General features: G+C 68.4%; 27 protein-coding genes and 2 tRNA genes. 15 read left to right on the top strand and 14 right to left on the bottom strand.

Features of this window, described 5'->3' with window-relative positions; genetic code table 11:
* Positions 1–3 precede the first annotated feature (3 nt).
* Entirely contained in the window at positions 4–405 is a 402-nt protein-coding gene (locus tag CM1CMNOD_RS01085) for a PPOX class F420-dependent oxidoreductase (RefSeq protein ID WP_013871851.1), read from the top strand.
* 229 nt (positions 406–634) lie between these two features.
* Here the strand turns inward: CM1CMNOD_RS01085 and CM1CMNOD_RS01090 are convergent, their stop codons facing one another.
* Entirely contained in the window at positions 635–1,246 is a 612-nt protein-coding gene (locus tag CM1CMNOD_RS01090; protein WP_013871852.1) for a TMEM175 family protein, read from the bottom strand.
* 650 nt (positions 1,247–1,896) lie between these two features.
* Here CM1CMNOD_RS01090 and CM1CMNOD_RS01095 point away from each other — a divergent pair.
* Both CM1CMNOD_RS01095 and CM1CMNOD_RS01100 read left to right on the top strand, forming a co-directional pair.
* Positions 1,897–2,208, top strand: a complete 312-nt coding sequence (locus CM1CMNOD_RS01095; RefSeq protein ID WP_013871853.1) for a type II toxin-antitoxin system Phd/YefM family antitoxin — start codon at positions 1,897–1,899, stop codon at positions 2,206–2,208.
* Positions 2,205–2,624 carry a type II toxin-antitoxin system VapC family toxin gene (locus CM1CMNOD_RS01100; RefSeq protein WP_013871854.1) on the top strand — a complete coding sequence of 140 codons (420 nt, stop codon included), beginning with the start codon at positions 2,205–2,207 and terminating at the stop codon, positions 2,622–2,624. Before CM1CMNOD_RS01095 ends, CM1CMNOD_RS01100 begins: the two co-directional genes overlap by 4 nt.
* Positions 2,625–2,733: 109 nt before the next feature.
* On the opposite strand, the gene CM1CMNOD_RS01105 is transcribed toward CM1CMNOD_RS01100, so the two are convergent.
* From CM1CMNOD_RS01105 to CM1CMNOD_RS01140, 8 genes are all read right to left on the bottom strand, one after another.
* Positions 2,734–2,913, bottom strand: a complete 180-nt coding sequence (locus tag CM1CMNOD_RS01105; RefSeq protein ID WP_013871855.1) for a type II toxin-antitoxin system HicB family antitoxin — start codon at positions 2,911–2,913, stop codon at positions 2,734–2,736.
* 342 nt (positions 2,914–3,255) lie between these two features.
* Positions 3,256–3,329 (bottom strand) — tRNA-Phe (locus tag CM1CMNOD_RS01110).
* Positions 3,330–3,419: 90 nt separating this feature from the next.
* Positions 3,420–3,494: transfer RNA gene (locus CM1CMNOD_RS01115), tRNA-Asp, on the bottom strand.
* 317 nt (positions 3,495–3,811) lie between these two features.
* Positions 3,812–4,363 (bottom strand): hypothetical protein, encoded by a 552-nt coding sequence (locus CM1CMNOD_RS01120; protein WP_013871856.1) that lies wholly within the window; start codon positions 4,361–4,363, stop codon positions 3,812–3,814.
* A gap of 360 nt (positions 4,364–4,723) precedes the next feature.
* Complete coding sequence (locus tag CM1CMNOD_RS01125) at positions 4,724–5,566, bottom strand: alpha/beta fold hydrolase (protein ID WP_013871857.1); 843 nt, start codon at positions 5,564–5,566, stop codon at positions 4,724–4,726.
* 148 nt (positions 5,567–5,714) lie between these two features.
* A complete protein-coding gene (locus CM1CMNOD_RS01130) occupies positions 5,715–6,314 on the bottom strand; it encodes a TetR/AcrR family transcriptional regulator (protein WP_013871858.1) in 600 nt (199 codons plus the stop codon).
* 232 nt (positions 6,315–6,546) lie between these two features.
* On the bottom strand, positions 6,547–6,924 hold the full coding sequence (locus tag CM1CMNOD_RS01135) for an RNA-binding S4 domain-containing protein (RefSeq protein ID WP_013871859.1): 378 nt from the start codon (positions 6,922–6,924) through the stop codon (positions 6,547–6,549).
* A gap of 165 nt (positions 6,925–7,089) precedes the next feature.
* On the bottom strand, positions 7,090–8,697 hold the full coding sequence (locus CM1CMNOD_RS01140) for a DUF2029 domain-containing protein (RefSeq protein ID WP_013871860.1): 1,608 nt from the start codon (positions 8,695–8,697) through the stop codon (positions 7,090–7,092).
* Positions 8,698–8,811: 114 nt separating this feature from the next.
* On the opposite strand from CM1CMNOD_RS01140, the gene CM1CMNOD_RS01145 reads away from it, so the two are divergent.
* Positions 8,812–10,023, top strand: coding sequence for a molybdopterin-dependent oxidoreductase (locus tag CM1CMNOD_RS01145; RefSeq protein WP_131773798.1), 1,212 nt, complete (start codon positions 8,812–8,814; stop codon positions 10,021–10,023).
* A complete protein-coding gene (locus CM1CMNOD_RS01150; RefSeq protein WP_193353083.1) occupies positions 10,020–10,535 on the top strand; it encodes a hypothetical protein in 516 nt (171 codons plus the stop codon). Before CM1CMNOD_RS01145 ends, CM1CMNOD_RS01150 begins: the two co-directional genes overlap by 4 nt.
* Here the strand turns inward: CM1CMNOD_RS01150 and CM1CMNOD_RS01155 are convergent.
* From CM1CMNOD_RS01155 to CM1CMNOD_RS01165, 3 genes are read right to left on the bottom strand one after another with little or no spacing between them, the layout of a single operon-like run.
* Positions 10,511–11,266, bottom strand: a complete 756-nt coding sequence (locus CM1CMNOD_RS01155; RefSeq protein WP_013871863.1) for a class I SAM-dependent methyltransferase — start codon at positions 11,264–11,266, stop codon at positions 10,511–10,513. The two genes, CM1CMNOD_RS01150 and CM1CMNOD_RS01155, sit on opposite strands and share 25 nt — an antisense overlap.
* Positions 11,263–11,946: a TIGR04282 family arsenosugar biosynthesis glycosyltransferase gene (locus CM1CMNOD_RS01160; RefSeq protein ID WP_013871864.1), complete on the bottom strand. Its 684-nt coding sequence runs from the start codon at positions 11,944–11,946 to the stop codon at positions 11,263–11,265. The genes CM1CMNOD_RS01155 and CM1CMNOD_RS01160 overlap by 4 nt, the downstream gene beginning before the upstream one ends.
* A gap of 11 nt (positions 11,947–11,957) precedes the next feature.
* Positions 11,958–12,617 carry a glycosyltransferase family 2 protein gene (locus CM1CMNOD_RS01165; RefSeq protein ID WP_013871865.1) on the bottom strand — a complete coding sequence of 220 codons (660 nt, stop codon included), beginning with the start codon at positions 12,615–12,617 and terminating at the stop codon, positions 11,958–11,960.
* A gap of 365 nt (positions 12,618–12,982) precedes the next feature.
* Here CM1CMNOD_RS01165 and CM1CMNOD_RS01170 point away from each other — a divergent pair, with 365 nt between their 5' ends.
* The 3 genes from CM1CMNOD_RS01170 to CM1CMNOD_RS01180 all read left to right on the top strand — a co-directional run bounded on the left by CM1CMNOD_RS01170 (position 12,983) and on the right by CM1CMNOD_RS01180 (position 16,070).
* Positions 12,983–13,702, top strand: coding sequence for a response regulator transcription factor (locus CM1CMNOD_RS01170; protein WP_050803275.1), 720 nt, complete (start codon positions 12,983–12,985; stop codon positions 13,700–13,702).
* Between the two features lie 38 nt (positions 13,703–13,740).
* On the top strand, positions 13,741–14,895 hold the full coding sequence (locus tag CM1CMNOD_RS01175; protein WP_131773799.1) for a sensor histidine kinase: 1,155 nt from the start codon (positions 13,741–13,743) through the stop codon (positions 14,893–14,895).
* Between the two features lie 131 nt (positions 14,896–15,026).
* On the top strand, positions 15,027–16,070 hold the full coding sequence (locus tag CM1CMNOD_RS01180) for an NAD-dependent epimerase/dehydratase family protein (RefSeq protein WP_013871868.1): 1,044 nt from the start codon (positions 15,027–15,029) through the stop codon (positions 16,068–16,070).
* A 120-nt stretch (positions 16,071–16,190) separates the two neighbouring features.
* On the opposite strand, the gene CM1CMNOD_RS01185 is transcribed toward CM1CMNOD_RS01180, so the two are convergent.
* On the bottom strand, positions 16,191–16,754 hold the full coding sequence (locus tag CM1CMNOD_RS01185; protein WP_013871869.1) for a hypothetical protein: 564 nt from the start codon (positions 16,752–16,754) through the stop codon (positions 16,191–16,193).
* 338 nt (positions 16,755–17,092) lie between these two features.
* The gene (locus tag CM1CMNOD_RS01190; RefSeq protein ID WP_013871871.1) at positions 17,093–18,043 is read right to left on the bottom strand and encodes a TIGR03854 family LLM class F420-dependent oxidoreductase; all 951 of its coding nucleotides are present in this window, start codon (positions 18,041–18,043) and stop codon (positions 17,093–17,095) included.
* A gap of 500 nt (positions 18,044–18,543) precedes the next feature.
* On the opposite strand from CM1CMNOD_RS01190, the gene CM1CMNOD_RS01195 reads away from it, so the two are divergent.
* The 7 genes from CM1CMNOD_RS01195 (at position 18,544) to rpsN (ending at position 23,182) form a co-directional block, all read left to right on the top strand.
* Positions 18,544–19,878 (top strand): cytochrome P450, encoded by a 1,335-nt coding sequence (locus tag CM1CMNOD_RS01195; protein WP_013871872.1) that lies wholly within the window; start codon positions 18,544–18,546, stop codon positions 19,876–19,878.
* 233 nt (positions 19,879–20,111) lie between these two features.
* Positions 20,112–20,885 (top strand): hypothetical protein, encoded by a 774-nt coding sequence (locus CM1CMNOD_RS01200; protein ID WP_131772027.1) that lies wholly within the window; start codon positions 20,112–20,114, stop codon positions 20,883–20,885.
* Positions 20,875–21,561, top strand: coding sequence for a cytochrome c oxidase subunit 3 family protein (locus CM1CMNOD_RS01205; protein WP_013871874.1), 687 nt, complete (start codon positions 20,875–20,877; stop codon positions 21,559–21,561). Before CM1CMNOD_RS01200 ends, CM1CMNOD_RS01205 begins: the two co-directional genes overlap by 11 nt.
* Before the next feature lie 17 nt (positions 21,562–21,578).
* Positions 21,579–21,830 carry a cytochrome C oxidase subunit IV family protein gene (locus tag CM1CMNOD_RS01210; RefSeq protein WP_013871875.1) on the top strand — a complete coding sequence of 84 codons (252 nt, stop codon included), beginning with the start codon at positions 21,579–21,581 and terminating at the stop codon, positions 21,828–21,830.
* Positions 21,831–22,463: 633 nt separating this feature from the next.
* Positions 22,464–22,706, top strand: a complete 243-nt coding sequence (gene rpmB, locus CM1CMNOD_RS01215; protein WP_013871876.1) for a 50S ribosomal protein L28 — start codon at positions 22,464–22,466, stop codon at positions 22,704–22,706.
* A complete protein-coding gene (rpmG, locus tag CM1CMNOD_RS01220) occupies positions 22,706–22,870 on the top strand; it encodes a 50S ribosomal protein L33 (RefSeq protein ID WP_013871877.1) in 165 nt (54 codons plus the stop codon). Before rpmB ends, rpmG begins: the two co-directional genes overlap by 1 nt.
* A gap of 6 nt (positions 22,871–22,876) precedes the next feature.
* The gene (gene rpsN / locus CM1CMNOD_RS01225; protein ID WP_013871878.1) at positions 22,877–23,182 is read left to right on the top strand and encodes a 30S ribosomal protein S14; all 306 of its coding nucleotides are present in this window, start codon (positions 22,877–22,879) and stop codon (positions 23,180–23,182) included.
* Positions 23,183–23,226: the final 44 nt, after the last annotated feature.

The raw sequence follows: 23,226 nt of genomic DNA on the forward strand, positions 1-23,226 counted from the left end.
GGCATGGTGTTGGGCGATGCGAAGTATGTTGCTGTGACAACTTTCCGTAAAACCGGTGTCGCCGTGTCCACGCCCACGTGGATCGTTCCGCTTGACGGGGGCCGGGTCGGATTCAACACGTCGTCGGCGTCCGGTAAGTACAAGCGCCTCCGGAACAGCCCCAGGATCGTGCTGCAGCCGTCGGACGCACGCGGGCGCGTCCGGGCCGATTCGTCGCCTGTCGAGGGGACCGCCGAGTTGGCGACCTCCGGCGACGGCTTCGACGAGGTCCAGCGCAAGGTCCGCGCGAAATACGGTGTGATGGTCTCGGTGTCAAGGCTGTTCAACACGCTCAGCCGTCTCGGCCGGACGAAGTTGCCGTACGGCGACATCGCCGTCATCATCACTCCGGCCGCTCCGTCATAGGGCCACCGGACCGCGGTGCCTCGCCGTCACAGCCTGCTTGCGCCTTCGGCACACCGCTTCCCTGCGCTGACAACTGTGCTGTTGTCCCCGTTACCGTTGGCTGTCCCCGCCACCGCCGGCCGGAGCAGCGCCGGCCGGAGCAGCGCCGGCCGGAGCGAAGCGGCCGGGTCGTCGTTGCCGACCGTCCGCGTTGACACCCGTCCCCGTCCGGTGTGATGGAGGTGCCCGGTCAGTCGGGGAGGCCCTGGTCGCGGATGACGCGGTCGATACGGCGGTCAGGGATCAGCCACAGGATGGCGACGGCGACGAAGAAGCCGAGCGCGACCTGGATGCCGATGTGCCCGTGGCCGGTGAGCAGCGCGCTCACGATACCGGCAAGGTAGAGGATCATGGAGGCTTTGCCCTTGAGGTCCCGCCCGACGGCCAGTCGCAGCGGGGAGTCCGGGCCCTCGCTTCGAATGATTACAGTTTGTAGCACGAAATAGGCGATCGCGGCCGCGAGCAGGTTCACCCCGTAGATGACCACGGGAGTGCGGGCGAAGTCGCTGTCGTCCATCCACGCGGTGGTAAACGGGAACAGGGAGAGGAAGAACAGCAGGCTCAGGTTCGCCCAGAGCACGCCGCCGGTGCTGCGCCGGACCAGCTGGAAGGTGTGGTGGTGGTTGTTCCAGTAGATGCCGACATAGACGAAGCTGAGCAGGTAGGTGAGCAACGAGGTCCCGCTGGTGTGCCGCAGCGCCGCCAGGTCGTGCCCCTCCGGAACCTTCAGCTCCAGCACCATGATCGTTATGATGATGGCCAGGACGGCGTCGCTGAAGGCTTCCAGCCGGCTCGTTCTCACACTACGGCCGCCCGATCACGCCCATGACCGACAGCCCGGCACACCGGCGGCCGCACACCGCGAACATCCCTCCACACGGCGCCCATCATCCCACCCCGGCCACCGCCTCGAACGCAGGCTTGGCTTCGGCAGGGTTTCAGGATCGTCCACGCCAGAGCGTCAGCCGGCCCAGGGGCGCAGTCTCCGGGCTGCGACCGGTGCGCGGCCGGGCCAAGCCGGACTCGCCATTGGTCGCCGGATGCCGTCGAGCCGGGCCAGCCACGGTTGACGGATCCGCGGCCGGCGATCCATGCCTGGTATCGGCCGGGCGGCACGTCGAGTGGATGGCTGGCGAGGGTCGCTGATTCGTAGTACATGCCGAACTTTCCCACGTCGGATGACGCCTCGAACGCCTCCTGCCAGTCCTCGAGATCGTCGGGCGGCTGATCGCTCCACCGCTCGATCCGAAGCTGCAACGCGAAGTTGTTCTGGTGCGGAGACAGGAAGAGCAGCAGCGGGCTGTCCTCCGCGACCTGAGTGCCCAGGCGCCATCTGGACCATGGCTCGTTGCCGATCTACGGTTGACCGGCCCGCGCACCGCAGCCGATGTCGTCGCGAGCGCCGCGCAGTTACGGTGCTGTCTAGACAGCACAGATCTGGAGGTGGTCGCGGTGAGCTGGCAGGTGCAGGAGGCCAAGCAGCGGTTCAGCGAGATGCTGCGCGCCGTGGCCCAGGACGGCCCGCAGACGATCTCGCGTCACGGCCAGGACGCCTTCGTCGTCATCGACATCGAGGAGTACCGGAGACTGAAGGGCCGACAGCGCGACCTCAAGTCGGTGCTGACAGGGCCGCCGTACTTCACCGACGAGATGTCCGGGATCATGGATGACATCGAGCGCGCCAGGCGGACAGAGGCTCAGCGCGATCTCGACCTCTGGGAGGTCGACGAGTCGGAGACCGATAGGCCGGGGGAAGCCCAGTGAGCTTTCTCCTCGACACAAACGTGGTGTCGGAGATCCGCAAGGTACGCCCCGACCGCGGGGTCGCCGCGTGGGTGGGCTCCGTGGACGCGGAACGCCTCTACCTGTCCGTCCTGACCGTGGGGGAGATCGAACAGGGGATCGGTCAGCTGCGCCAGCGGGGGGACACGCGGCAGGCCGCGCTGTACGCCAACTGGCTCGTCGACGTGGTCGAGGCTTTTGGCGGACGCATCGTCCCCGTCTCGGTGGAAGCAGCCCGGGAGTGGGGCCGAGCCAGGGGAAGCGGACAGGCAGCCCCAGTCGATGCGCTCATCGGCGCCACCGCCAGGACCCACGGCTGGATGCTCGTCACCCGCAACGTCAAGGACTTCACCCAACTCGACGTGCCCGTGTTCAACCCGTTCGCCGGCGAAACCTGACAGATTCCGATGCGCGGGCGCCGACGAGACTGGCCGCGGCCCAACCACCTGATCCAGGCCGGAAGCAGAAAGCCAGCCGAGGCCACCTTCGGTCCCGGCAGGCTGTGAGTCAAAGAGCGGCGACGAACTCCTCGATGACCAGCTTGACGGCCTCGTAGAGATCCGCTACAGCGCCCTCAGGAGTGTCACCGAGCCCGTGCGCGCCACCGCTGGGGAACGACGCATGGGCCGCCCAGGTGCCGCCCTCCTCCTGCTCCAGCTCATAGGGGATCTGGACCATCCGCTTCATGGTGCTGACTGTCAGCCGTCAGACTCGCAGCAGTTGTGATCACAGCGCTTGGATCCCGCCCGGTAACGCTCTGCAGGTGCTGCTGTGATGTGGAGATACCGCTCACCAGCACAACCAGCTGGGGCTGGCCGGGCCCTTAGACCCCGGACGGAGAAGCGCAAGAACTGAACGGAGCAACAAGTACAGACGCTGATCGCCGAAACCCCCACGAAGCCGCACCGCAGGTGCGGCGAGCCCCCAACCCAAGAACCGTGGGGGTTCCAGGGGGCTCGGCCCCCTGGGCAGACATTGCGGCCAATGCGAAACCGCACGTCAGTGCGGTGAGCAGAGTGGACTAGCGTGTGGGCAGGGGCGGGGTCGAACCGCCGACCTTCCGCTTTTCAGGCGGACGCTCGTACCGACTGAGCTACCTGCCCCGGTGCGACCATCCTGTCATACGCGGGCCTAGCAGGCCACATCGATGGAGATCGCCAACGTAGTACTGCTGGCATCCGATGATGTGAGCGCGGTCCCGACGGGATTCGAACCCGCGACCTCCGCCTTGACAGGGCGGCGTGAACTCCAGACTTCACCACGGGACCATGCTGTGCTGTTCAGTTGTACCACAAGCGCTCTCGACTGCCGCTGTGCCTGTCCTTTGGTGAGAAGAGCCTATCTGGATCATCCGATCATGATCCTGGAAGACTTCCTCCGGAGCCCCTGGGATCGAGCAGGGCTCCATCTGATGCTGGACAACACCCTACAGCACGGTGGGAGGGTTCGGGGACGGAGGTTGGCGTGCCTGCGTGCACACCGCAAAATCGTGCCCAACAGGCCCGAACGGGCCGGTGGTGCGCCTGTCCGGGCCTGCGTGGGCCTGCGTGGAGCTGTCAGCCATGCCGACGGACGCTCGCGCGGATCAGTCCGACAGCTCGACGAGATGCTCGACGGTGCGGGTGTCACCGTCGACGGCCGCGGCCACCACCACGGTGGTTCCGGTCTTGAAGTCGCCGATGCCGGCGTCGTCACCGTCGATCCAGAGGTCCGTGTCGCCGGTCACGGCGTAGGTGGCTTCGTACCCGTCCTTGCTTTTGATCGTGGCCGAGGTCTGGGACACGTTGGTCAGCTCACCACGCTGGTAGGTGACGACCTGGTAGCCGTCGTCCGTCCGGACCGTGGCGTCGCCGTGCAGCGGGCGGGACGCGGCCCAGTCGTCGACGTCGTCGTCGTAGCCCCACCAGCCGGGGCCGCCGTGCCCGTGGTGATGCCTGTGTCGCGGCCGATCGGAGTCCAGCGTGGCCGTGTCCTTGCTTGAGTCGTCACTCGGTGACAGGCTGGTCGCCGCCCCGGCTGGAGAGATCAGGCTGGTGGTGCTGTCAGGTGAGGCGAGTGCCACCGCGGTGATGCCCGCGATGCTCAGAGTTCCGACTGTCGCGATCGTCGTGAGCATGGTGCCAAGTCGAGGTCGCATCGTCGTCTACCCCCTTCGACGTACCCCAGCGGCACGTCTGATTCACTCCTAGCGTGGGCTGATCACCTGAGCCCTGCGTTCAGGAAGTGTTCAGAGTTTATGAGAACGCTCCGCTGTCGGGTTGTAGCGTTCGGTATTAGCTGTCTGTCTGAAGGGATTGCGACAATGAATCCCGCTGCCCTGAACGATCCCGCCTTTGGCCAGATGGGTGACAGGTCGGATTCATGACGGTCATAGCTGCTTGCGGAGGTGTGCCCGACCGGCGTACGCGGGCCGGGCACACCCCGGGCGTGTTCCCGTTCCGGCCGGCGAGAGCTGGCCGGAAAGCCGCCGGCCGGGAGGAAGTCGCCGGCCGGGAAGTCACTGCTTGGTGAGGAAGCCGAGGAGGAGCGGGTTGACGACCTCGGCGTGGGTCCAGCCGATGTTGTGCGGGCCGCCATCGACCTCGTGGTACTGCACGTTCCTGACCAGGGTCCGCAACCGGCGTCCGGTGTTGTCGATGGGCAGGATGCGGTTCTCGGTGCCCTGCACGACCAGCAGCGGAACGTTCGACAGCGCGGGCACGTCACCGCGGAAGTCGGTGCACCACGCGTCGACGCACCGCAACGTGCCGAGTGCCGAGGCGCCGACGGCCACGGCCCAGCCGTGCTGCCAGACCTGTTCGCTGGCGCGGGCGGTACCGCCGAAGACGTCCATGTTGTAGAAGTTGTCGAGAAAATCCTTCTGGTAGGCGAACCGGTCGTCGCGAATGGCCTGTTTGATCTCCTCGAACACCGCTGCCGGCACGCCTTCGGGATTGTCGTCGGTTTTCAGCAGGTATGGCGCGAGCGGCGCGAACAGGGCCGCGGCGGCGACGCGGTCGGTGCCGTACGCCCCGAGATAGCGGGTGATCTCGCCGGTGCCCATCGAGAAGCCGGCCAGAACGATGTCACGCAGGTCAAGTGTTTCGATCAGCGCGTTCAGGTCGGCGGTGAACGTGTCGTAGTCGTAGCCGATCGCTGGCTGACTGGACCGGCCGAACCCCCGCCGATCGTAGTGGATCACTCGATAGCCGGCGTCCAACAGCATCGGGATCTGCTTCTCCCACGATGCCCCGTCGAGCGGGAAACCATGGATCAGTACGACCGGCTGGCCGGATCCGTGGTCCTCGTAATAAATATCGATATCGCCAGAATTCTCCTGGTCGACGGTTATGTAAGGCATTTTCTCCCCCTTGCGCGGATGTACACGGCCGCTGGCAGCGGTCGTACCCGGCCGGGTCGTGCGGCATCCGTCCGAGCCGCACGTTGTCCCCGCCGTGCGGGATGCCCGGTTTGCCCCGGGCGATCGGCCCCGTCGACGGGCGGGGGCGCTATCCGGCGATCGCGGCGGTGGACGGGGGCGGAGCGGCTTCGGCGGCCGGCTTTGTCAGCGCGGTCAGGCTGGCCAGTGCCATGTCCGTGAACAGAGCCCGCAGCCGTGGCGCGCGTCTGCCGCCGGGGGGACGGGTCGCGTCGGACATGAGCAGCGCCTGCACGGCCTGGACGGCGGAAACGAGCTCGTCGCGCGAATGGCCGGGGAAGCAGGCATCCAGACAGGCGATCCACCGGTCGAGGTAGCGGTGCTGGCGCCGTAGGAAGTTGCGCCGGTCGGCGTGCGCCAGCGCCCGCTGCTCCCGTGCCCAGATCCCCGCCAGGCGCTGGTGGTTCACCGCGAACTCGACATGCGCCTGGATGAGCCGGAGCAGTTCCTCCCGCGGGTCGTCCATGGGCTCCCCGACCTTGGCCAGCAGCGCGTCGGCCGCCTGGTCGAACAGCACGGAAAGGATTTCGTCCTTGCTGTTGAAATGTCGATAGATGGCCGACCCGGTGACCCCGGCCTCCTTCCCGATCGCATCGACTCCGACGCCGTCGAAACTACGTTCGTAGAAGAGCTTTTCCGCCGCCTGGAGGATCTGTTGCTCGCGCTTCATCGACCCAGTGTACGGAACGGTCGTTTTCGCTGGCCGGTGATGTGTCCGATGTCGTAGGCGGCTTCGGCGAGCTCACGAGTGCTTCCTTCAAAAAGGATGCGGACGGCTGTTGTCAGATTGGCGACGGTTGACGCTGTCGTCGCGAGCCCGTGCCGTTCGGGAAACGACCGTTCACCTCGAGTCGGTGAGCCCGTCCAGGCCCGTCCGGACCTGGGCGCGGCTTGACCGTAATTTACCGGTCGCGGTTGCGCAGGCGTTCCAGGGCGCGTCGGTCGCGTTTGGTCGGGCGCCCCGCGCCGCGGTCGCGGGCACCTGCCGCCGCGACGCCCTCCCGTGCCGGCGGCGGGCTGCGGTCGATGAAGCATTCTCCGGCGACGGTCGCGCTGACCCGTTTGCTGAGAAGACGGGTGACGACGATGGTCCGCTCGCGCCCGGCGTGCCGCACCCGTATCTCGTCCCCGGTGCGCACCGTGTGGGCCGGCTTGACCCGCTCGCCGTTGAGATGAACATGTCCGGCGCGGCAGGCCTCGGTCGCCTGCGACCGTGTACTGACCAGGCGTACGGACCAGATCCAGGCGTCGACCCGTACGCTCCCCTCCTGCGCCGCCATGACACGACTCTACGAATCCGACAGCCGCCTGGTCATCAACCGGGCGGAGGACAAGGCGGGAGGCAAAGACCGGTACCCACGCCCTGCCCGCGTGGCCTCGGTACACGGCGGTGGGCGATGATCACGAATCCCCGTCGGGATCTCCTGTTCGTCCACGCGGTCTGTTCACCGTCCGTCCGCCTGGGAGTTCACCGTCACGCCTGCGCCGACCGACATGTGCGGTGGCTGGATGCCGCGTCGCCGTCGGCGCAGCAGGGCGGCGACGAGCACGACGAGCGCGGCGACGGTGTAGGAGAGGATTCGCAGCGTCCGGGCGTCGCCGGGCAGATCCGTGAACAGGGACACGTACACAGGATGGCCGGCGGCCGCGACAGCGAGCCACTCCAGCTGACCGGCGAGAACGGCGAGCGCCACCAGCAGGATTCCGTACCAGGGCTGGACCGGAGTGGCGATGAGAAAAGCGGCCCCGACGAGCCACAGCGCGGCCCGTTCGAGGGGAACCCGGTATGGGTCGCTGCGTAGAACGATCACGGTGACCGCGGCCAGCGCCGACACGGCGGCGGCCTTGGCGGCGGCCCCGTCGATGCCGAGAGCCGTGAGCAGCAGGAAACGGCTGCCCCGGCCGTATCCCTCGACGTTGAGGTACTCCGGAAGAAAGCCGAGGGCCGCTGGTCCGACGGCCAGGATGTGGGGCAGGTAGAAGAGTCCGACGATCGTGACAGTCGCTCCGATCAAGGTGACCGGGCGGCGTCGGGCGGCTGCCGGCAGGAGTAGCGCCGGGTACAGCTTGACCGCCACCGCCGCCGCGAGCAGACTCCCGGCGAGCCAGGTCCGGCGGCGGCTGGGCGTCTCCTCGGCCATGCCGGTTTCCCTCGTCATACCGGTTGTTTCACCGGCCGCGCGGATCCCGTTGGCTCCACCTGCCCGTGTGGCCACAGCGGGCCGGGGACGACGGCGCCGCGGGGTGAGAAGCGCGATGCCACCGAGCGCGAGCAGCGCGGCGAGGACGTCCACGTGCGCGTCGGAGCCGATCTCGAGACCGGCGAGCGGCGAAAGGGCGTAGAAGCCGGCGTGCCGAGGATCCCGGCCCCGCGCCGTCAGCATTGTCATCATCAGCCCGACCAGGGCCAGTGACGCCAGCGACGCGTACAACTGCGTCTTGTGTTCACGCGGCGGGCCGGGCAGGAAATGCAGCACGGTGAAGTAGGTCTGTGCCACTGGAGGGTAGACGGTGTGCGCTCGGGGATAGTTCAACCGGATACAGTCCGGGCCGCGTCCGATGGCGGCGCATCCGGCCGGGTCCGGGAACAGCCAGCGGTCACGCAGGTGGGTGAGCGCGGGATCGAGCGGGCCGTAACGGTACGGGTCGATACCGGCCGCCTGCACCCGACCGTCCCAGACGTAACGGTAGAGATCGTCGGACAGCTGCGGGCCGCGGGTGAGCGCCACGGCATGGATGCTGACAGTGCCGGCGAGCAGCAGCCCGACGGCGAGCCGGCGGGGGGCGGCGCACAGCAGCAGGGCCGCGGTGGCCACGCCGAGCACCCACCAGAGCATGGTCAGGTACAGCACGCCCGCCCGGCTGGGCAGGTAGCCGGGCTGGCGCAGGATCGCCGCCTGCACCGCGAGCAGTCCCACCAGCCCGACAGCGGCGGTAACCGACGCCGTCCGTCTTCGTGCCCGTGCCGTTCGTGCGTGGGTGTGCTCGAGCCCCGGGACAGCGACGGGCCGGGCCGTCCGCGGTGCGTACGGTACGCGCAAGGTGCGGGGCATGGGCTCGACCCTGGCAGCCGTTTCGAGTGACCAGGGTGTTCTCGCGGCCGGTTTCTCCGTTTCGTAAGGCTTCGGCCGGGCCGGCGGGGGCGTGCGCCGACCTACCGTGCGGGTGTGCGACCAGTCATCGGCCTGTTCACCGGACGCTTTCCACGGCCGCCCGCGATACCGCGCCGCGGGCCGTTGCGCGCGGACGCCTTCACCAGTCGTCTGCACGACCCGCGGGTCGCCTCGTTACTGGGTGTCTGGCTCGGGATCGCCTTCGGGGTGTGTTTTCTGACCGGGCTGGTGTCGCATTTCATGCAGCATCCGCCGTCGTGGTACCTCTGGCCGTCCCGCCCGGTGTCGTTGTACCGGGTGACGCAGGGGCTGCACGTGACGACCGGGCTGGTGTGCGTCCCGTTGCTGCTGGTGAAACTGTGGACGGTGTATCCGCGGCTGTGGGAATGGCCGCCGGTGCGTTCGGCCGTCCACGCCCTGGAGCGGCTGTCGATCGTGCCGCTGATCGCCGGGGCCGTCTTCCAACTGGCCACCGGGATCGCGAACACCGCCCAGTGGTACCGGTTCCGGTTCTTCTTCACCGCCACCCACTACTGGGTTGCCTGGATCACGATCGGCGCGCTGAGCGTGCACGTCGTCGCGAAACTCGCGGTCGTGCGGGCGAACGTGGGCCGCGGCCGGAACGCCCGGCAGCACCTCACGGACCGGGTGAGCGCTCCCGAGCCACCGGGCGACGGGCTGTCCCGGCGCGGTCTCGGTATCGCCGTCACCAGCGCCGCCGGTGTCATCGCGGCGACGACCGCGGGGCAGTGGGTGCCGGGCCTGGCCGGGCTCGACCTGCTCGGGACACGCCGGCCGGACATCGGCCCGCAGGGGTTGCCGGTCAACAGGACCGCGGTGGCGGCCAGGGTCACCGCGGTTGCCCGTGACCCTGGCTACCGGCTGGAGGTGGCCGGCCCGCGTCCGTTCGCCCTCACCCTCGACGGGCTGCGGGCGTTTCCCCATCACGAGTCGAAGCTGCCGATCACGTGTGTGGAGGGCTGGGCCGCGGACGCCACCTGGCGTGGTCCACGGCTGCGGGACCTGCTGGATGCCGCCGGTGTTCCCGCGGACGCGACGGTACAGGTGGAGTCCCTGGAGGCGGGCGGGGCCTACCGGACCAGCGAGGTGCGCCCGCCGCACGCCCGGGACCCGCTGACCCTGCTGGCCACCGTCCTCAACGGAGCGGAGCTGGACGTCGACCACGGATACCCGGCGCGGCTGATCGCGCCGAACCGGCCCGGTGTCCTGCAGACCAAGTGGGTGCACCGGGTGGTGATGCTGTGAACGGGCAGGGACCGGTGCCGCACACCCACGGCCAGGAAGAGCCCGCTGGCCAGGGGCGTCCCACCGGCCCGGTGGGCGCGGGCCCGATGGCCGCGGCTGTGCTGCGCGTCCTGGTGGTGGCCGCCGGCCTGGCCGCGATCGGATACGGGATCCACGGCCTGGTCGACGGTCGGCCGGCCACGAATCCGCCGAACGCGGCGGCGTGGCTGATCGGCGGGATCGCGCTCCACGACCTGCTGGTCGTCCCGGCGACGATGGCCGCGGGATTCGTGCTCGGCAGGCTGGTCCCGGCACCGTACCGGGCGGTGGCGCAGGGGGCGTCGGTGGTCAGCGCGGCGGTCGCCCTGGCGTCGCTGCCCCTGTGGCGTGGTTACGGTGGGTCAGCTGACAATCCCTCGGTCAACCCACTGCCGTACGGGCGCAACCTCGGAATCGTCCTCGGCCTGATCTGGGCGTGCGCTGCCGTCGTGATCATCTGTCGTGCGCTTCACGCCAGGTTCTCCTCCAGATAGCAGCTTCTGATCTGATCCGGGATTTTTCGACTGTCTGGTGGAAAGGGTCGAGGCGCATGGCGCATGGCGGACAGGACGGCGAAGTAACGGTTCTGGCTGCGCCAGATTTCCGTGACGCGCAGGCCGGCGTCCACGGTGAGGTGGGCGATCTCCCTGATGCCCACGAAGGTCCAGGGGAAGGCCCGTGACAGCCGGCCGTCCGGCCCCTCCAGCCGGATCAGGGACGTGCCGGTCTGCGTCCCGGGCGGTTCCAGCTCGATCAGCGCCCGGCCGGCGGGGGCGAGCAGTTCGGCGGCGCGGCGCAGCAGCCGGGCCGGGTCGCCGCCGATTCCGATGTTCCCGTCAGCGAGGACCAGCACGGCCCACCGCCCTTCGCCGGGCAGGTGGTCGAACACGTCACGTCGTAGTGCCACCGCGCCGGCGCGGCGGGCGAGCTCCACCGCGAACGGGGCCACGTCGATGCCGAGGGTGGGTATCCCGCAGCCGGTCAGCGCCGCGGCAAGGCGGCCGGGGCCGCAGCCGACGTCAAGAGTCGGCCCGTTACATCGACGCAGCAGAGATGCGTCACCCGGTTTGACGCCACCGCGCCAACGGCCGACCGGCAGAGGCTCCCGCCGCCCGTCGGTATGACGTATCCATAACTTCCCTGATACGGACCGTAGTCCGTTCTCGTAGACGGCGATGGGGCAGCACCGGCCATGAACGGTTGTGAGCGCCTGGCTGCCGGTCACGGGATCGCCACCGGGCTGGTGTGACCTGTCCGGAAGCTCCGCAGCGTCGCGGCGAACCGTCCACCTGGCGCGATCCGCGCTACCGCCGCCGCGTCGGCGGCGGTAGCGACATCTCGCAGGACCGGAAGGGTCGCCACCCGCAGGCCGGCTTCGGACAGGCGGACCCGCTGCCGCGCGCCGGTGTCGGGGCGGGAGGTCGGGACGCCGCGCAGCAACTCGCCGTCGGGGCGTCGCAGGCCGAGCGCCCACCAGCCGCCGTCGGCGGCGGGGCCGAACACCGCGTCGGCGGAGTCCAGCGCGAGGCAGGCGTCGGCCAGCAGCGCCGGCGTCACCTGTGGGGTGTCCATGCCGATCAGCAGCGTCGGGCCGTCACTCCCGTCGAACGCGGCGGCGAGACGGGCGTCGAACGGCCCGGACACCTGCGGCACGACCTCGAACGCGGCCGGTCCCCCCGGTGCCTCCGGTGTTTCCGGGCCCTCCGGCACATGCAGCCACGGGCCTACGGTGCCGTCGAGGACGAGGCTGGGACGCAGCCGGCCGAAACCGGGAAGGCAGCCGAGCTCGCGGACCGCGGCCAGGGTATCCGCGATCGCGGCGGTGGCCACGGCTGCCGCCTGCGCCGGGCTGAACGGTGGTGTCAGCCGGGTCTTGACCCGGCCGGGCACAGGTTCCTTCGCCACCACCAGCAGCCTCACCGCAGGCCCGCCAGGAGCGCGGACATGTCGCGTACGGCCCGGGCCGTGCCGAGCGGCGAACCGGTCACCTTCGACCGGCCGACCCGCGGACGGTAGTCGACGTCGATCTCGACGATCCGCCAGCCGGCCTGTGACGCCCGCAGGAGCAGCTCCAACGGGTAACCGAACCGGCGGTCGGCGACCGGCAGCCGCAGGAGGTCGTCGCGGCGGGCGGCCCGCATCGGCCCCAGGTCGCGGACGGGTACGCCGCGGCGGCGCAGCCGTCCGGCGACGATCGAGTTGCCGAGCCGGGCGTGCGGCGGCCAGGCCCGTGGAGAGGTCGGCCGCCGTCGCCCGAGCACCAGCTCGGCGCGTCCGGCCAGCAGTTCGTCGACGAGACGGGGCAGTTGGGCCGGGTCCAGGGACGCGTCGGCGTCGCACACGCAGACCACCTCGGCGTTCGTGGCAAGCAAGCCGGCGTGTACCGCCGCTCCGTAGCCGCGTTCGGGCACACTGATCACGATCGCCCCGCGTTTGCGGGCCAGTGCGGGTGATCCGTCACGAGAGCCGTTGTCCGCGACGACTGCCCGGTACCCGGACGGCATCCGGTCCAGGACCCAGGGCAGCGCGCCGGCCTCGTTCAGACAGGGCAGGACGACGTCCACCGAAAACCACATTTTGTCACTTTCTGCAACCATAAGCGTGACTGTAGGAGTGGAAGCCCCTGATCGACCCTTACGGGACAAGAAACGCTCTCTGCCCTGCCTCGCTCCGTTCAGCTCCACTCCGCGGAACCCGCCCGTCGTGAAGCAGCCCGCCCCACCAGCCGTCCCAGAAAGGCTCGAAGGCCCAACCGGCCGCCTTGGCCACCTTGAGGAGTCGAAAGGACGTGGATCCGCCGCTGCTGGAAGAGCGCCGGATCCACATCCCTTCCCTGGCTCCTCGGTCCGCCATCCTCGGACGGTCGCCTGAAGGATTACGAAATGGAGAAGCTGCTCTTCAAGCTTGTCGCAACCGGTTGTCAGGCCCTTATCGTGACGGCGTGACCCGTGTCCTCGTCGTCGACGACGACCCGACCGTGGCCGAGGTCGTCGACCGGTATCTGCGTAACGCGGGCTTCGACGTCGACCGCGCCGCGGACGGCCTCACGGCGTTACGGATGGCCGAGACCACCGTGCCGGATCTTGTCGTGCTCGACCTGATGCTCCCGGGCATCGACGGCATCGAAGTCTGCCGCCGGCTGCGGGAACAGCGGCCGGTACCGGTGATCATGTTGACCGCGCGGGGCGAGGAGGCGGACCGTGTCGCAGGCCTCGAGACGGGCGCTGACGACTACGTGACCAAACCGTTCTCGCCGCGTGAGCTGACGTTGCGGGTGCGGTCCGTGCTGCGAAGGGCGGCCGAGCCGCCGCGGGCATCCGGTGCGCTGCATGCCGGCATGCTGGTCGTGGACGCGGCCGCCCGTACCGTCACCCGGCACGGGGTGGCGCTTTCCCTCACGGTGCGTGAGTTCGATCTGCTGGCTTTTCTGCTGCGCCATCCCGGCCGTGCCTTCACCCGCTCCGAGCTGCTGGAACAGGTATGGGGATGGAGCTACGGCGACCCCTCGACGGTCACCGTCCACATCCGCCGGCTGCGGGAGAAGATCGAGGACGATCCGACCGCCCCTCGGATGCTCGTCACCGTGTGGGGCGTCGGCTACCGGTACGACCAGACGCCACCGAGGCATACCGATGACGCATCTGTCGTCTACGAAACATAAAGAATCATGAGCGGAGAGCGCGGCGGAGCGGGGGTGCGATGAGCGCCGAACTACAGGTCGTGATGATTGCGCTTGGTTGTTCGGCCGTGGCCGCGCTGACGGGGGTGCCGTTGCTGCGCCTGCTGCGGAGACGGCCACTGTGGGCCACGGTGGCGGCGCTCTCGGTCGTGCCGGTGGTGGCGGTAGCGGTGGGGGTCGCCGGTACCGCGCGGGCGATGTTCCTTTCCGAGCACGATCAGCACGACCTGCGGGTCGTGCTGATCGTGCTCGCTGTCTCGGCGGTGGTCGCCACCGCCGCCGCGGTGCGGCTGGGGCGGCCGGTCGTCACCGCCACCACCATGCTGACCGGCGCCGCGGCCACTCTCGGTGAGGCCGGCTATCACGGAGCGGCCCGCGTCCCAACGGCCGAACTCGCCACGCTGGCACGTACGCTGGATGCCACCCACGTCCGACTGGTAGCGGCGCGTGACCGTGAGCGGGCGCTGGAAGCCAGCCGGCGCGAGCTGGTGGCCTGGACAAGCCATGATCTGCGGACCCCGCTGGCGGGAATCCGAGCGACAGCGGAGGCCCTGCGGGACGGCCTGGTGACCGACAGTGAGACAATATATCGTTACCATCAGTTGATACTTGCCGATGCCGAGCGACTGACCGGCATGGTCGACGACCTGTTCGAACTGGCCCGGCTGCAGGCCGGGGCCTTCCGGCTGACCCTTGAGAAGGTGTGCCTCGCCGACCTCGTGTCGGACGCGATCGCCGTCGTGGACCCGATCGCGCGGGCCAAGGGCATCACCCTCACCGGCACCGCCGATCATGCGGTGTTCGTCATCGCTGACGCGACCGAAGTCGGACGGGCGCTGACCAACCTGCTCGTCAACGCAGTCCGGCACACCCCGGACGACGGGACGGTGGAGGTCACCACCGAAGCGGACACCGTTCGGGACCGGGCGCTGCTCGCCGTGGCCGACCGCTGTGGCGGTATCCCCACCGACGATCTTCCCCGCCTGTTCGAACTCGGCTTCCGCGGCGAGGCGGCGCGGACTCCCGGCGGCGGCGATCATCCCCACCAGCTCCGGGTGCGCTCGGGGATCGGGCTGGCGATCGTCCGTGGGATCGTCGAAGCCCATGGCGGCGACGTCACCGTGCACAACCATCGGGGTGGCTGCCGCTTCGTCGTCGCGCTCCCGGCCGCCTGAACAACGTTCCCCAGCCATCTGGACGGACGCACGCTGTTTTCCGGATTTCCTGGTCTCCGCGGGCTTCCTCGGTTCCAGCTTCCTTGGTTCGTAAGATCCGGAGCGCTCCGGAGTCGTTAGCGTCCGTGGGTATGCGCATCCTGGTTACCGGCGGCGCCGGGTTCATCGGTTCCCACGTGGTCGACATGCTTGTGGCGGCTGGCGACAGCGTTCGGATCCTCGACGCGCTGCTGCCGGCGGTGCATCGGAGCAGGCCCGAGGTGAACGCCGCCGCCGAGCTGATCGTCGCAGACGTGACCGACCGGCCCCAGGTCGAAGCCGCGCTCGACGGCGTGGACGCCGTCTGCCACCAGGCCGCCATGGTCGGTCTGGGAGTCGATCTCGACGATCTGCCGGCCTATGCCGCGCACAACGACCTCGGCACCGCGGTGCTGCTGGCTGCCATGGCCCGTCGCGGAGTACGGCGCCTGGTGCTGGCGAGTTCGATGGTGGTCTACGGCGAAGGTGGCTACCGCTGCCCGGCCGACGGGCCGGTGCGCCCGGGCCCGCGGCTGCCGGCCGAGCTGGCTGCCGGCCGGTTCGAGCCGCCGTGCCCGAGCTGCGGCCGTCCGCTGGAGCCGACGCTTGTCGCCGAGGACGCGCCGCTGGAGCCGAAGAGCGTCTACGCGGCCACGAAGGTCGCCCAGGAGCACCTTGCCGCCGCGTGGGCCACCGCCACCGGCGGCAGCGTCCTGGCGTTGCGTTACCACAACGTCTACGGCCCCCGGATGCCCCGGGACACCCCGTACGCCGGTGTCGCGTCGATCTTCCGCAGCGCACTGGAACGGGGAGAGCCACCACGCGTGTTCGAGGACGGTGGACAACTACGTGACTTCGTCCACGTCCACGATGTCGCGCAGGCGAACCTGCACGCGTTGCGACACCCGGGCGTACTCGGCGAGCTCGTACCGCTCAACATCGGCTCGGGCGAGCCGCACAGCGTCGGCGACATGGCCTCGGTACTGGCGCGGGTTTTCGGTGGGGCAGCGCCTGTCGTCACCGGCTTGTATAGGGCCGGTGACGTCCGGCATGTCACCGCCTCGTCCGCCCTGGCCCGGGGCTTCCTCGGCTATCAGCCCCGGGTCACCTTCGACGAAGGAGTGAATGCCTTCGCCCGCGATCCGCTGCGCGGATGACGATCCACGGCGTTTTCGTTCCCGGCTCCCCGGCGACCGTGGGCCTCGTGCTTCGGGATGCCGTTCCTTCCGGCATGTGGTCCTTCTGGCACACGGCCTGCCATCACGGTCGAACGACGGTCAGGTGATGGTGCGGCTGACCCGGACGAACAGGTGGTGGAAACCGGCGAAGCCGCCGAACAGGCCACCGATCTCGAGTACCTGGACGCGGGCCAGCGCGTCGGCGAGTATGGCGTCCGACGGCGGCAGGTTGGCCACGGCGTTGGCGAACGCCTCGTCGAAGCTGAGTTTGGATGACAGGCCGATGGCCTCCTGGGCCTCCGCTGGCAGGGCGGGCCGGTCGGCGCCGCCGCGGACAGCTGCGACGAAGCTGGCCAGTTCCTTGCCGGTGGGCTCGATGTCGACGCGGTCGGTGCCGTCGGCGTGATGAACCGTGATCGTGTCCTGGTCCTCGGGGTAGCGGACCGTCTCGGCGTAGCGATACGGCGTGACATGCTGCGGGAAGATGCCCGGCTTCGCGCGACGCAGGAGATTGAACTGCTGCGGGAAGATGCGTAGCAGGCTCTTGGCGATGTCGACCTCATAGCCGGGGTTGGGCAGTTCGCCTTCGGCGACGATCAGCACGAACGGGCCTTCACGGAAGGCGCGTATCCGGCTCCGGCTCGCCAGTTCCCAACGGCTCATGACTCCTCCTGGTGGTTGTCGATCACATCCTGGACGTGATTTCTCCGCCAAGAGCATTGTCTTACTTTGGGCGACCGATTAGCTACTACTGGCATATAGGCGACAGTTTTACGTCTGCTGCTGGAACGCGGTGTAGGAGAAAGTTGCCTGTCAGCAGATCATAAAGATTCAAATAGGTCACTCAGGGTGATAGTGAGGCAGGCGAGGCAGGTGATGTCGCAGCCGTAGCCCGGCGGTGATGTTGATGGTGTCGGTCACGGACAGCGAGGCGACGCCGCGGAGAACAGCCGGGCCGGCCGGCCGCGCCACCATCCACCGCTCACCGGGGGCTGGGGCCGTCAGGTCTCCAGCGGCAGCAGCTCGGTGGCGAACTGGTCGATGAAATCGCTCCAGGACGGCGGGGACGTCACCGGCCGGACCACGAACTTGCTCATCCCGACCGCGACGTAGTCCCTGATACGGCGCCGCAGCGCGTCCCAACCCTCGGGAACGAGGGCTGCGGGGTCGGCGTCCGGCCGCCGACGCCGGAGCGTGGCGGCAAGCTCAGGTGGGATTCCGTCACCCAACGCGACAGGAATACTCAACCCGTAGTGCTCGGGATCGACGGTCCGCTCGGCCGCGTCGGCCGCCGCTGCGACAGCCGCGATCCCCCTGGCGGCATCGGATGGCGTGATCAGAGACGCCAGCCAACCGTCGCCAAGCCGGCCGACACGGCGCAGCGCGGCGGGCGCGGCTCCGCCGAGCCAGATGTCGAGGGGCTTCGCGGGCAGGGTACCGATACCGACGTCGTCCAGGGTGAAGTACCGACCGTGAAACGTCACCGATGGTTCCGTCAGCAGGCGGCGCAGCAGGACAAGCGCCTCGTCGAACACCGCTCCGCGCTGCCCGGGACCACCAGGCCCTCTCTCCTGCGCCGGCGCAGGAGCAGGAGAAGGCGGCACGGGCGAGGGAAGCGGAAAGGCATCGCGGTCGGCCGCCCGCGCCGGGCCGAGGCCCACAGCGGGCAGGATCCGGCCAGGGGCGAGGCGCGCGAGAGTGGCGAGCTGCTTGGCGAACAGCACGGGGTTGCGCCCTGGCAGGACGGACACCCCGGTGCCCAGCTTGAGTCGACGGGTCCGCGCGGCAGCGTAGGCCAGGCCGACCATCGGGTCCGGTGCCGGCGAGGACACGATCTCCGACAGCCACAGGGAGTCGATTCCGATTTCGTCGAGCCGGCCGGCGATTTCCTCCAGATTCTCCGGATTCTCGTTGCGGCCTGCTCCCGGCGCGATCCCGATCCGTACCTTCACATCCCGTCCAAGCCGGTCCCCGGCCGGCGCATTCCTCGCCGGGCAGCGGCGTGCGGGAAAACCGTCCACCGACGGGTTCGGCGTTTCACCCGCCGTTGAGGTAGATGGCCTGGCCGGAGCCTGAAGGCGAGTATCAGCTACACGTGCGATACCGAGTGTCGCGTCGGGGTGGACCGGCCAGGCGCTGCCGCGGCCAGACCGGGCGCTCCGGCGGTGACCGCCAGCCGTCTGTCCTCGATCGGTCCCGCGATGGCCCGGTCGGCAAGATCCATGGGAGGCGGCCACCCGTGGGCGAACCCGCTCCGTTCGGTTGGTGAGCCTGTCCTCGCGGCGGGTAGGTCCGTCATCTCGACAGGTACGACCGGCCTCTCATGGGAGTAGGAAAAGCTCTCTTAAGGGTGATGCGGGATTCGTGACTGAGCTCACATGATGAGGTGCATCACTGGATAGGGCTGTTCAAACCGCCCGGACGGCTACTCGCCCTGACGCAGGAGCGTCGTATGACTGTCACGCACACGGAATCCACCTCAGCCACCGGCGTCCCGGACGAGATCGCGCGACGTGTGGTGCTGCCCGAGGGACACCGGGACGACGAGCCGCTCTTCGCGGCGTACCGATGGCTGCGGGAGAACGCGCCGCTGGCAAAGGTGCGCGTCGAAGGCTACGACCCGATCTGGCTCGTCACCAGGCACGCGGACATCATGGAGATCGAGAAGCAGCCGGCCGTCTTCACCAGCGGTGGCGGTGCGGAGCCGGGCTCGCACAACCCGATCCTGCAGAACCAGGCGGGTGACGCGTTCACCAGGTCCCTGACCGGTGGGAGCCTGCGGATCCTCGAAACGGTGACCTATCTCGATCCGCCCGAGCACACGATGGTCAAGGACATCGCGAACGAGTGGTTCCGGCCCGCGTCGCTGAAGAAATGGGAGGGCCGCATTCGCGAACTCGCCACGCAGGCGATCGCCGACCGGCTGCGCCCAGGTGTCAACAATCTCGATTTCGTCGGTGATTTCGCGCTTTACTACCCGCTGCACGTCGTCATGTCGCTGTTCGGGGTTCCCGCCGCGGACGAGCCCCGGATGATGGCCCTCACCCAGGACTTCTTCGGCACCGCGGATCCCGATACCCAGCGTGACGACGTCGCCGCACTGACCCCCGAGGCGGCGGCGCAGCAGTGGTCGGCCGCGATCCGGGACTTCTATGCCTACTTCGACGCTCTCGTCGAGGCCCGGCGTGCCGAGCCTCAGGACGATCTGGCTTCCATCATCGCGAACGCCCGCCACCCGGACGACGGAGAGTTCTTCGCGAAGGAGGTCGCCTACGGCTGGTTCGTCGCGATCTCCACCGCCGGGCACGACACCACGTCGAGCACGCTGGCCGGCATCATCGAGGTGCTGGCTCACCACCCGGACGAACTCGCCCGGGTCAGAGCCGACCTGTCGCTCGTGCCCGACCTCGTCAACGAGGGGCTGCGATGGGTGTCGCCGGTCAAGCACTTCGTCCGGCAGGCGACCCAGGACTACGTCCTGCGAGGACAGCAGATCACCAAGGGCGACCGGTTCATGCTGCTCTACCAGTCGGCGAACCGCGACACCGACATCTTCGAGGCGCCCGACGAGTTCCGCATCAACCGCCGGCCGAACAAGCACATCGCCTTCGGGTACGGCCCGCACATGTGCATCGGCATGCACCTGGCCAGGCAGGAACTGCGCATCATGCTGGAAGAGCTGCTCCCTCGGGTGGAGTCGCTCGAGGTGACCGGCGACCGGAAGGTCGTCCAGACGAACTTCGTCGGTGGGCTGCGCCGGCTCCCGGTACGCCTGGAACTGAGGTGACCAGATCTGTCGATCATGTCGATCGATATCCCATCGGGCACAGTCGATCTTTTCCGCTTCGCGGAGCTGGCCGAGTCTGGCCGAGCCGGGCTCGACGGGGCTCCAGCCGCTGCATCCGCTCAAGAGCGTCCACCTGGACGAGGTCGACGACATGGCCGGCCAGTGCGCTTCCCGTCCCGCTCCGGCCAGGGCAAGGCCTGCGGTGTCAGGTCCCTACTCTCTGAGGAGATCTGTTGACACTCACTGCGAACCCACCGACGCCCACGGAGTCACCGGTGCGTCTCACGGTCAGCGACCGAATCGAACGTGTCTCCTCGGCAATTGTGCCGGTCGGCGTGGTCTTCATGTTCGTGGGCCTGTTGATCGCCGGCTACATTCCGGCGGTGCCCGCCAACTGGTCCGCTGAGGAGGTCGCCGAGTTCTACCGGGACAACACGAATCTCATCCGTTTCGGGATCATTCTGACGTTGATCGGATTCATGGTCTGGGGTCCGCTGATCACGGTGATCCTGCGCCAGATGTTACGTATTCGTCCTGAACAGAAGACCCTGGCCTACCTGCAGTTCGGTTCCGGGCTGGCGGCCTGGCAGTTCCTGTGGGTGCCGATGCTCGTCCTGGCGGCCGCCTCGTTCCGCCCGGAGCGCAGCCCCGAGACGACGCAGACACTGCACGACCTGGGCTGGATCCTGCTGTTCCTGCCGTTCATGCCGTTCGTCCTGCAGAGCGGCGCCATCGCGCTGGCGGTGCTGCTGGACGCCGGGCCGAAACCGGTCTTCCCACGCTGGGTGGCCTACTTCAACCTGCTGGAGTGCTTCCTCTTCCTGGCGGTGATCCTGATGCTGTTCTTCAAGACGGGGCCGTTCGCCTACCACGGCGTGCTGGTGTTCTGGATTCCGCTGTTCATATTCGGCGTGTGGCTGCTCGTGATGGCCTGGGCCACCTATCGCGGGACGGTCGAGGAGCAGACACGGCGGCTTGAGAACACCTCGGGCGTGCATGCGGGTTGAACGGTCGACGTCGGCGTACCCGCCGTCGTCGGGCACCCGGGTCGAGGCTCCCGAGCCGCGGGGCCACGCCCCGCGTGCGCCTGGTGAGGACGGCCATGTCCCACCTGTGCCCGGTGAGGGCAGCCGTGCCCCACACGTGCCCGGTGAGGTTGGCGTCTGGGTTCTCGTCCTCGGCGAGATGTCGATGTTCGGAGTGTTCTTTGCGATCTTCATGGACGCTCGTGCTGGTGACCGGGAGCTGTTCGCCCGGTCACAGCAGCATCTGAACATCACGATCGGGCTCGTCAACACGATAATTCTCCTGGCGAGCTCGTTGTTCGTCGTGCAGGCTGTCCAGGCGGTCCGGGCCGGCGGGTTCGGCCGGGCGTCGAAGTTCTTCACGCTGGGGCTGCTCTGCGGCCTTGGATTCATGGGCGGAAAAGTCCTGGAATACAGCGAGAAGCTGCACGCCGGTATTTCCCCCGTGACGGACGCGTTCTACATGTACTACTACGTACTGACCGGAATACACGCTCTCCACGTCGCCGTCGGTATGTGTGTGCTCGCATTTCTGCGGAAGATGACGAGAAACCCGGCACGCCATCCGAAGACCACGACGGTCGAGGCGTGCGCGTCCTACTGGCACATGGTGGACATACTATGGATCGTCCTGTTCCCGCTGCTCTACCTCATCTGAGTTCGCGCCTGCGCGCGGTGACCCAGGGCCGGCTGGTCCGGCTGGTGTTCGTCGGGCTCCTGCTGCTGACGGCCGGCTCGTCGTGGTTCGCCGAGTCCGAAAGCGCCCGCGGCGTCGCCACGACAGCATTCATCATGACTGTCGTCGCGGCGAAGCTCCACCTCGTCGGCATGCACTTCATGGAGCTCGGGCACGCTCCGTTCGCGCTGAAGCTCGCCTTCCACGGCTGGATCGTCGTGGTGTGGGGACTCATAGTCGGCTTCAGCTGATCCGTTCGGCTGATTCATGAATGCGCCTCGGGCGCCGGCTGCAGCGGGCCGGCGCCCGAGGCGCACTGGCATGGGCACTGACATGGGCATTGCCCGGGCCGCGAAAAGCGCGCGGACCGCACGCTCGCGTGGCTCGGCCAGGTAGGTGTCCGGAGGGGGCCTTGGCCCCTGCTCGCGGGCCCCGGCCCGGATCCGGCAAGGCCGCGGCGTCCAGGGACGAAGCTGCGGCGTCCAGGGACATGGATTGCCCAGGACGTCCGGATCGTCCAGCGATATGTCCTGTTTTCGATCATGAGAATGATTCGCGATCATAAAAATGTGACTCATGTCACTCATAAATGAAAACGGTTTTGGTTATCGTCTGAGGTGAGGAAGGGGCGTGATGGATCTGTCGTCTGGAAACGGTTCGTGTTCCCCGGGTGGGATCAACATCTGGCCCGAGGGCGTCGACCATGCCGTCCGTCCCCTCGTCCCGCGGGTCCTCGCCCGCGGGACCACGTCGTCCATGTCATCTCTGTCATCTCCGTTGGCCCGCTTGGACCGCATCTGCCTGCTGCGCCACTGGCGGGCGACGGGGCCGTTCGAGCGGCGGCCATGGCGGCCGCCAGCCGTCCGCAGACCAGGAGAACGTGTATGTCCGCGCGCTGCCAGGTGACCGGCCGGAAGCCGGGTTTCGGGATGCGGGTCAGCCACTCGCACCGGCGAACCCGGCGCCGGTGGGACCCGAACATCCAGAAGAAGACCTACTGGCTTCCCGGTGAGAACCGTCGGGTCACCCTCACCCTCACCCTCTCGGCGAAGGGGATCAAAACGGTGGACCGGCGGGGCATCGAGGCAGTGGTCCGGGAGCTGCGCGCCCGCGGGGTGAAGGTCTGATGGCCCGTAACGAGCTGCGGCCAAAGATCAAACTGAGGTCCACGGCCGGCACCGGATACACCTACATCACCACCAAGAACCGCCGTAACGACCCGGACCGGCTCACGCTGAAGAAGTACGACCCGGTCATCCGGCGGCACGTTGTCTTCCGTGAGGAGCGCTGACCGCCCGTGGCGAAAAAGTCGAAGATTGTCGCGGACGCGCGACGGCGCGAGATCGTGGCACGACATGCCGTGCGGCGCGCCGAACTGAAGGAGATCATCAGGCGCCCCGGGACGCCGGCGGTCGAGCGGGAGGCCGCGATCGCCGAACTGCGCCGCCAGCCGCGGGACGCCAGCGCCACCCGGCTGCGTAACCGCGACCAGGCGGACGGGCGCCCGCGCGGTGTCCTGTCGAGGTTCGGCATCTCCCGGATCAGGTTCCGAGAGATGGCGCACGCCGGCCAGCTGCCCGGGATCCGGAAGTCGAGCTGGTGAGGCCGGCCCCGAGCGGTCCGCCGCCCGTAGCGGGCCGTCCGTCG

This window comes from Protofrankia symbiont of Coriaria myrtifolia, assembly GCF_900634755.1.
In the GTDB taxonomy this organism is placed as follows: domain Bacteria; phylum Actinomycetota; class Actinomycetes; order Frankiales; family Frankiaceae; genus Protofrankia; species Protofrankia coriariae.

Excerpts from the sequence above, each read along its gene's own strand:
- CM1CMNOD_RS01185 (WP_013871869.1), bottom strand. The coding sequence starts at position 16,754 with ATGAGCCGTTGGGAACTGGCGAGCCGGAGCCGGATACGCGCCTTCCGT.
- CM1CMNOD_RS01130 (WP_013871858.1), bottom strand. The coding sequence starts at position 6,314 with ATGAAGCGCGAGCAACAGATCCTCCAGGCGGCGGAAAAGCTCTTCTAC.
- CM1CMNOD_RS01140 (WP_013871860.1), bottom strand. The coding sequence starts at position 8,697 with ATGCCCCGCACCTTGCGCGTACCGTACGCACCGCGGACGGCCCGGCCC.
- CM1CMNOD_RS01165 (WP_013871865.1), bottom strand. The coding sequence starts at position 12,617 with ATGTGGTTTTCGGTGGACGTCGTCCTGCCCTGTCTGAACGAGGCCGGC.
- CM1CMNOD_RS01175 (WP_131773799.1), top strand. The coding sequence starts at position 13,741 with ATGAGCGCCGAACTACAGGTCGTGATGATTGCGCTTGGTTGTTCGGCC.
- CM1CMNOD_RS01195 (WP_013871872.1), top strand. The coding sequence starts at position 18,544 with ATGACTGTCACGCACACGGAATCCACCTCAGCCACCGGCGTCCCGGAC.
- CM1CMNOD_RS01180 (WP_013871868.1), top strand. The coding sequence starts at position 15,027 with ATGCGCATCCTGGTTACCGGCGGCGCCGGGTTCATCGGTTCCCACGTG.
- CM1CMNOD_RS01125 (WP_013871857.1), bottom strand. The coding sequence starts at position 5,566 with ATGCCTTACATAACCGTCGACCAGGAGAATTCTGGCGATATCGATATT.
- CM1CMNOD_RS01120 (WP_013871856.1), bottom strand. The coding sequence starts at position 4,363 with ATGCGACCTCGACTTGGCACCATGCTCACGACGATCGCGACAGTCGGA.
- CM1CMNOD_RS01085 (WP_013871851.1), top strand. The coding sequence starts at position 4 with ATGGTGTTGGGCGATGCGAAGTATGTTGCTGTGACAACTTTCCGTAAA.
- CM1CMNOD_RS01135 (WP_013871859.1), bottom strand. The coding sequence starts at position 6,924 with ATGGCGGCGCAGGAGGGGAGCGTACGGGTCGACGCCTGGATCTGGTCC.
- rpmG (WP_013871877.1), top strand. The coding sequence starts at position 22,706 with ATGGCCCGTAACGAGCTGCGGCCAAAGATCAAACTGAGGTCCACGGCC.
- CM1CMNOD_RS01105 (WP_013871855.1), bottom strand. The coding sequence starts at position 2,913 with ATGAAGCGGATGGTCCAGATCCCCTATGAGCTGGAGCAGGAGGAGGGC.
- rpmB (WP_013871876.1), top strand. The coding sequence starts at position 22,464 with ATGTCCGCGCGCTGCCAGGTGACCGGCCGGAAGCCGGGTTTCGGGATG.
- CM1CMNOD_RS01205 (WP_013871874.1), top strand. The coding sequence starts at position 20,875 with ATGCGGGTTGAACGGTCGACGTCGGCGTACCCGCCGTCGTCGGGCACC.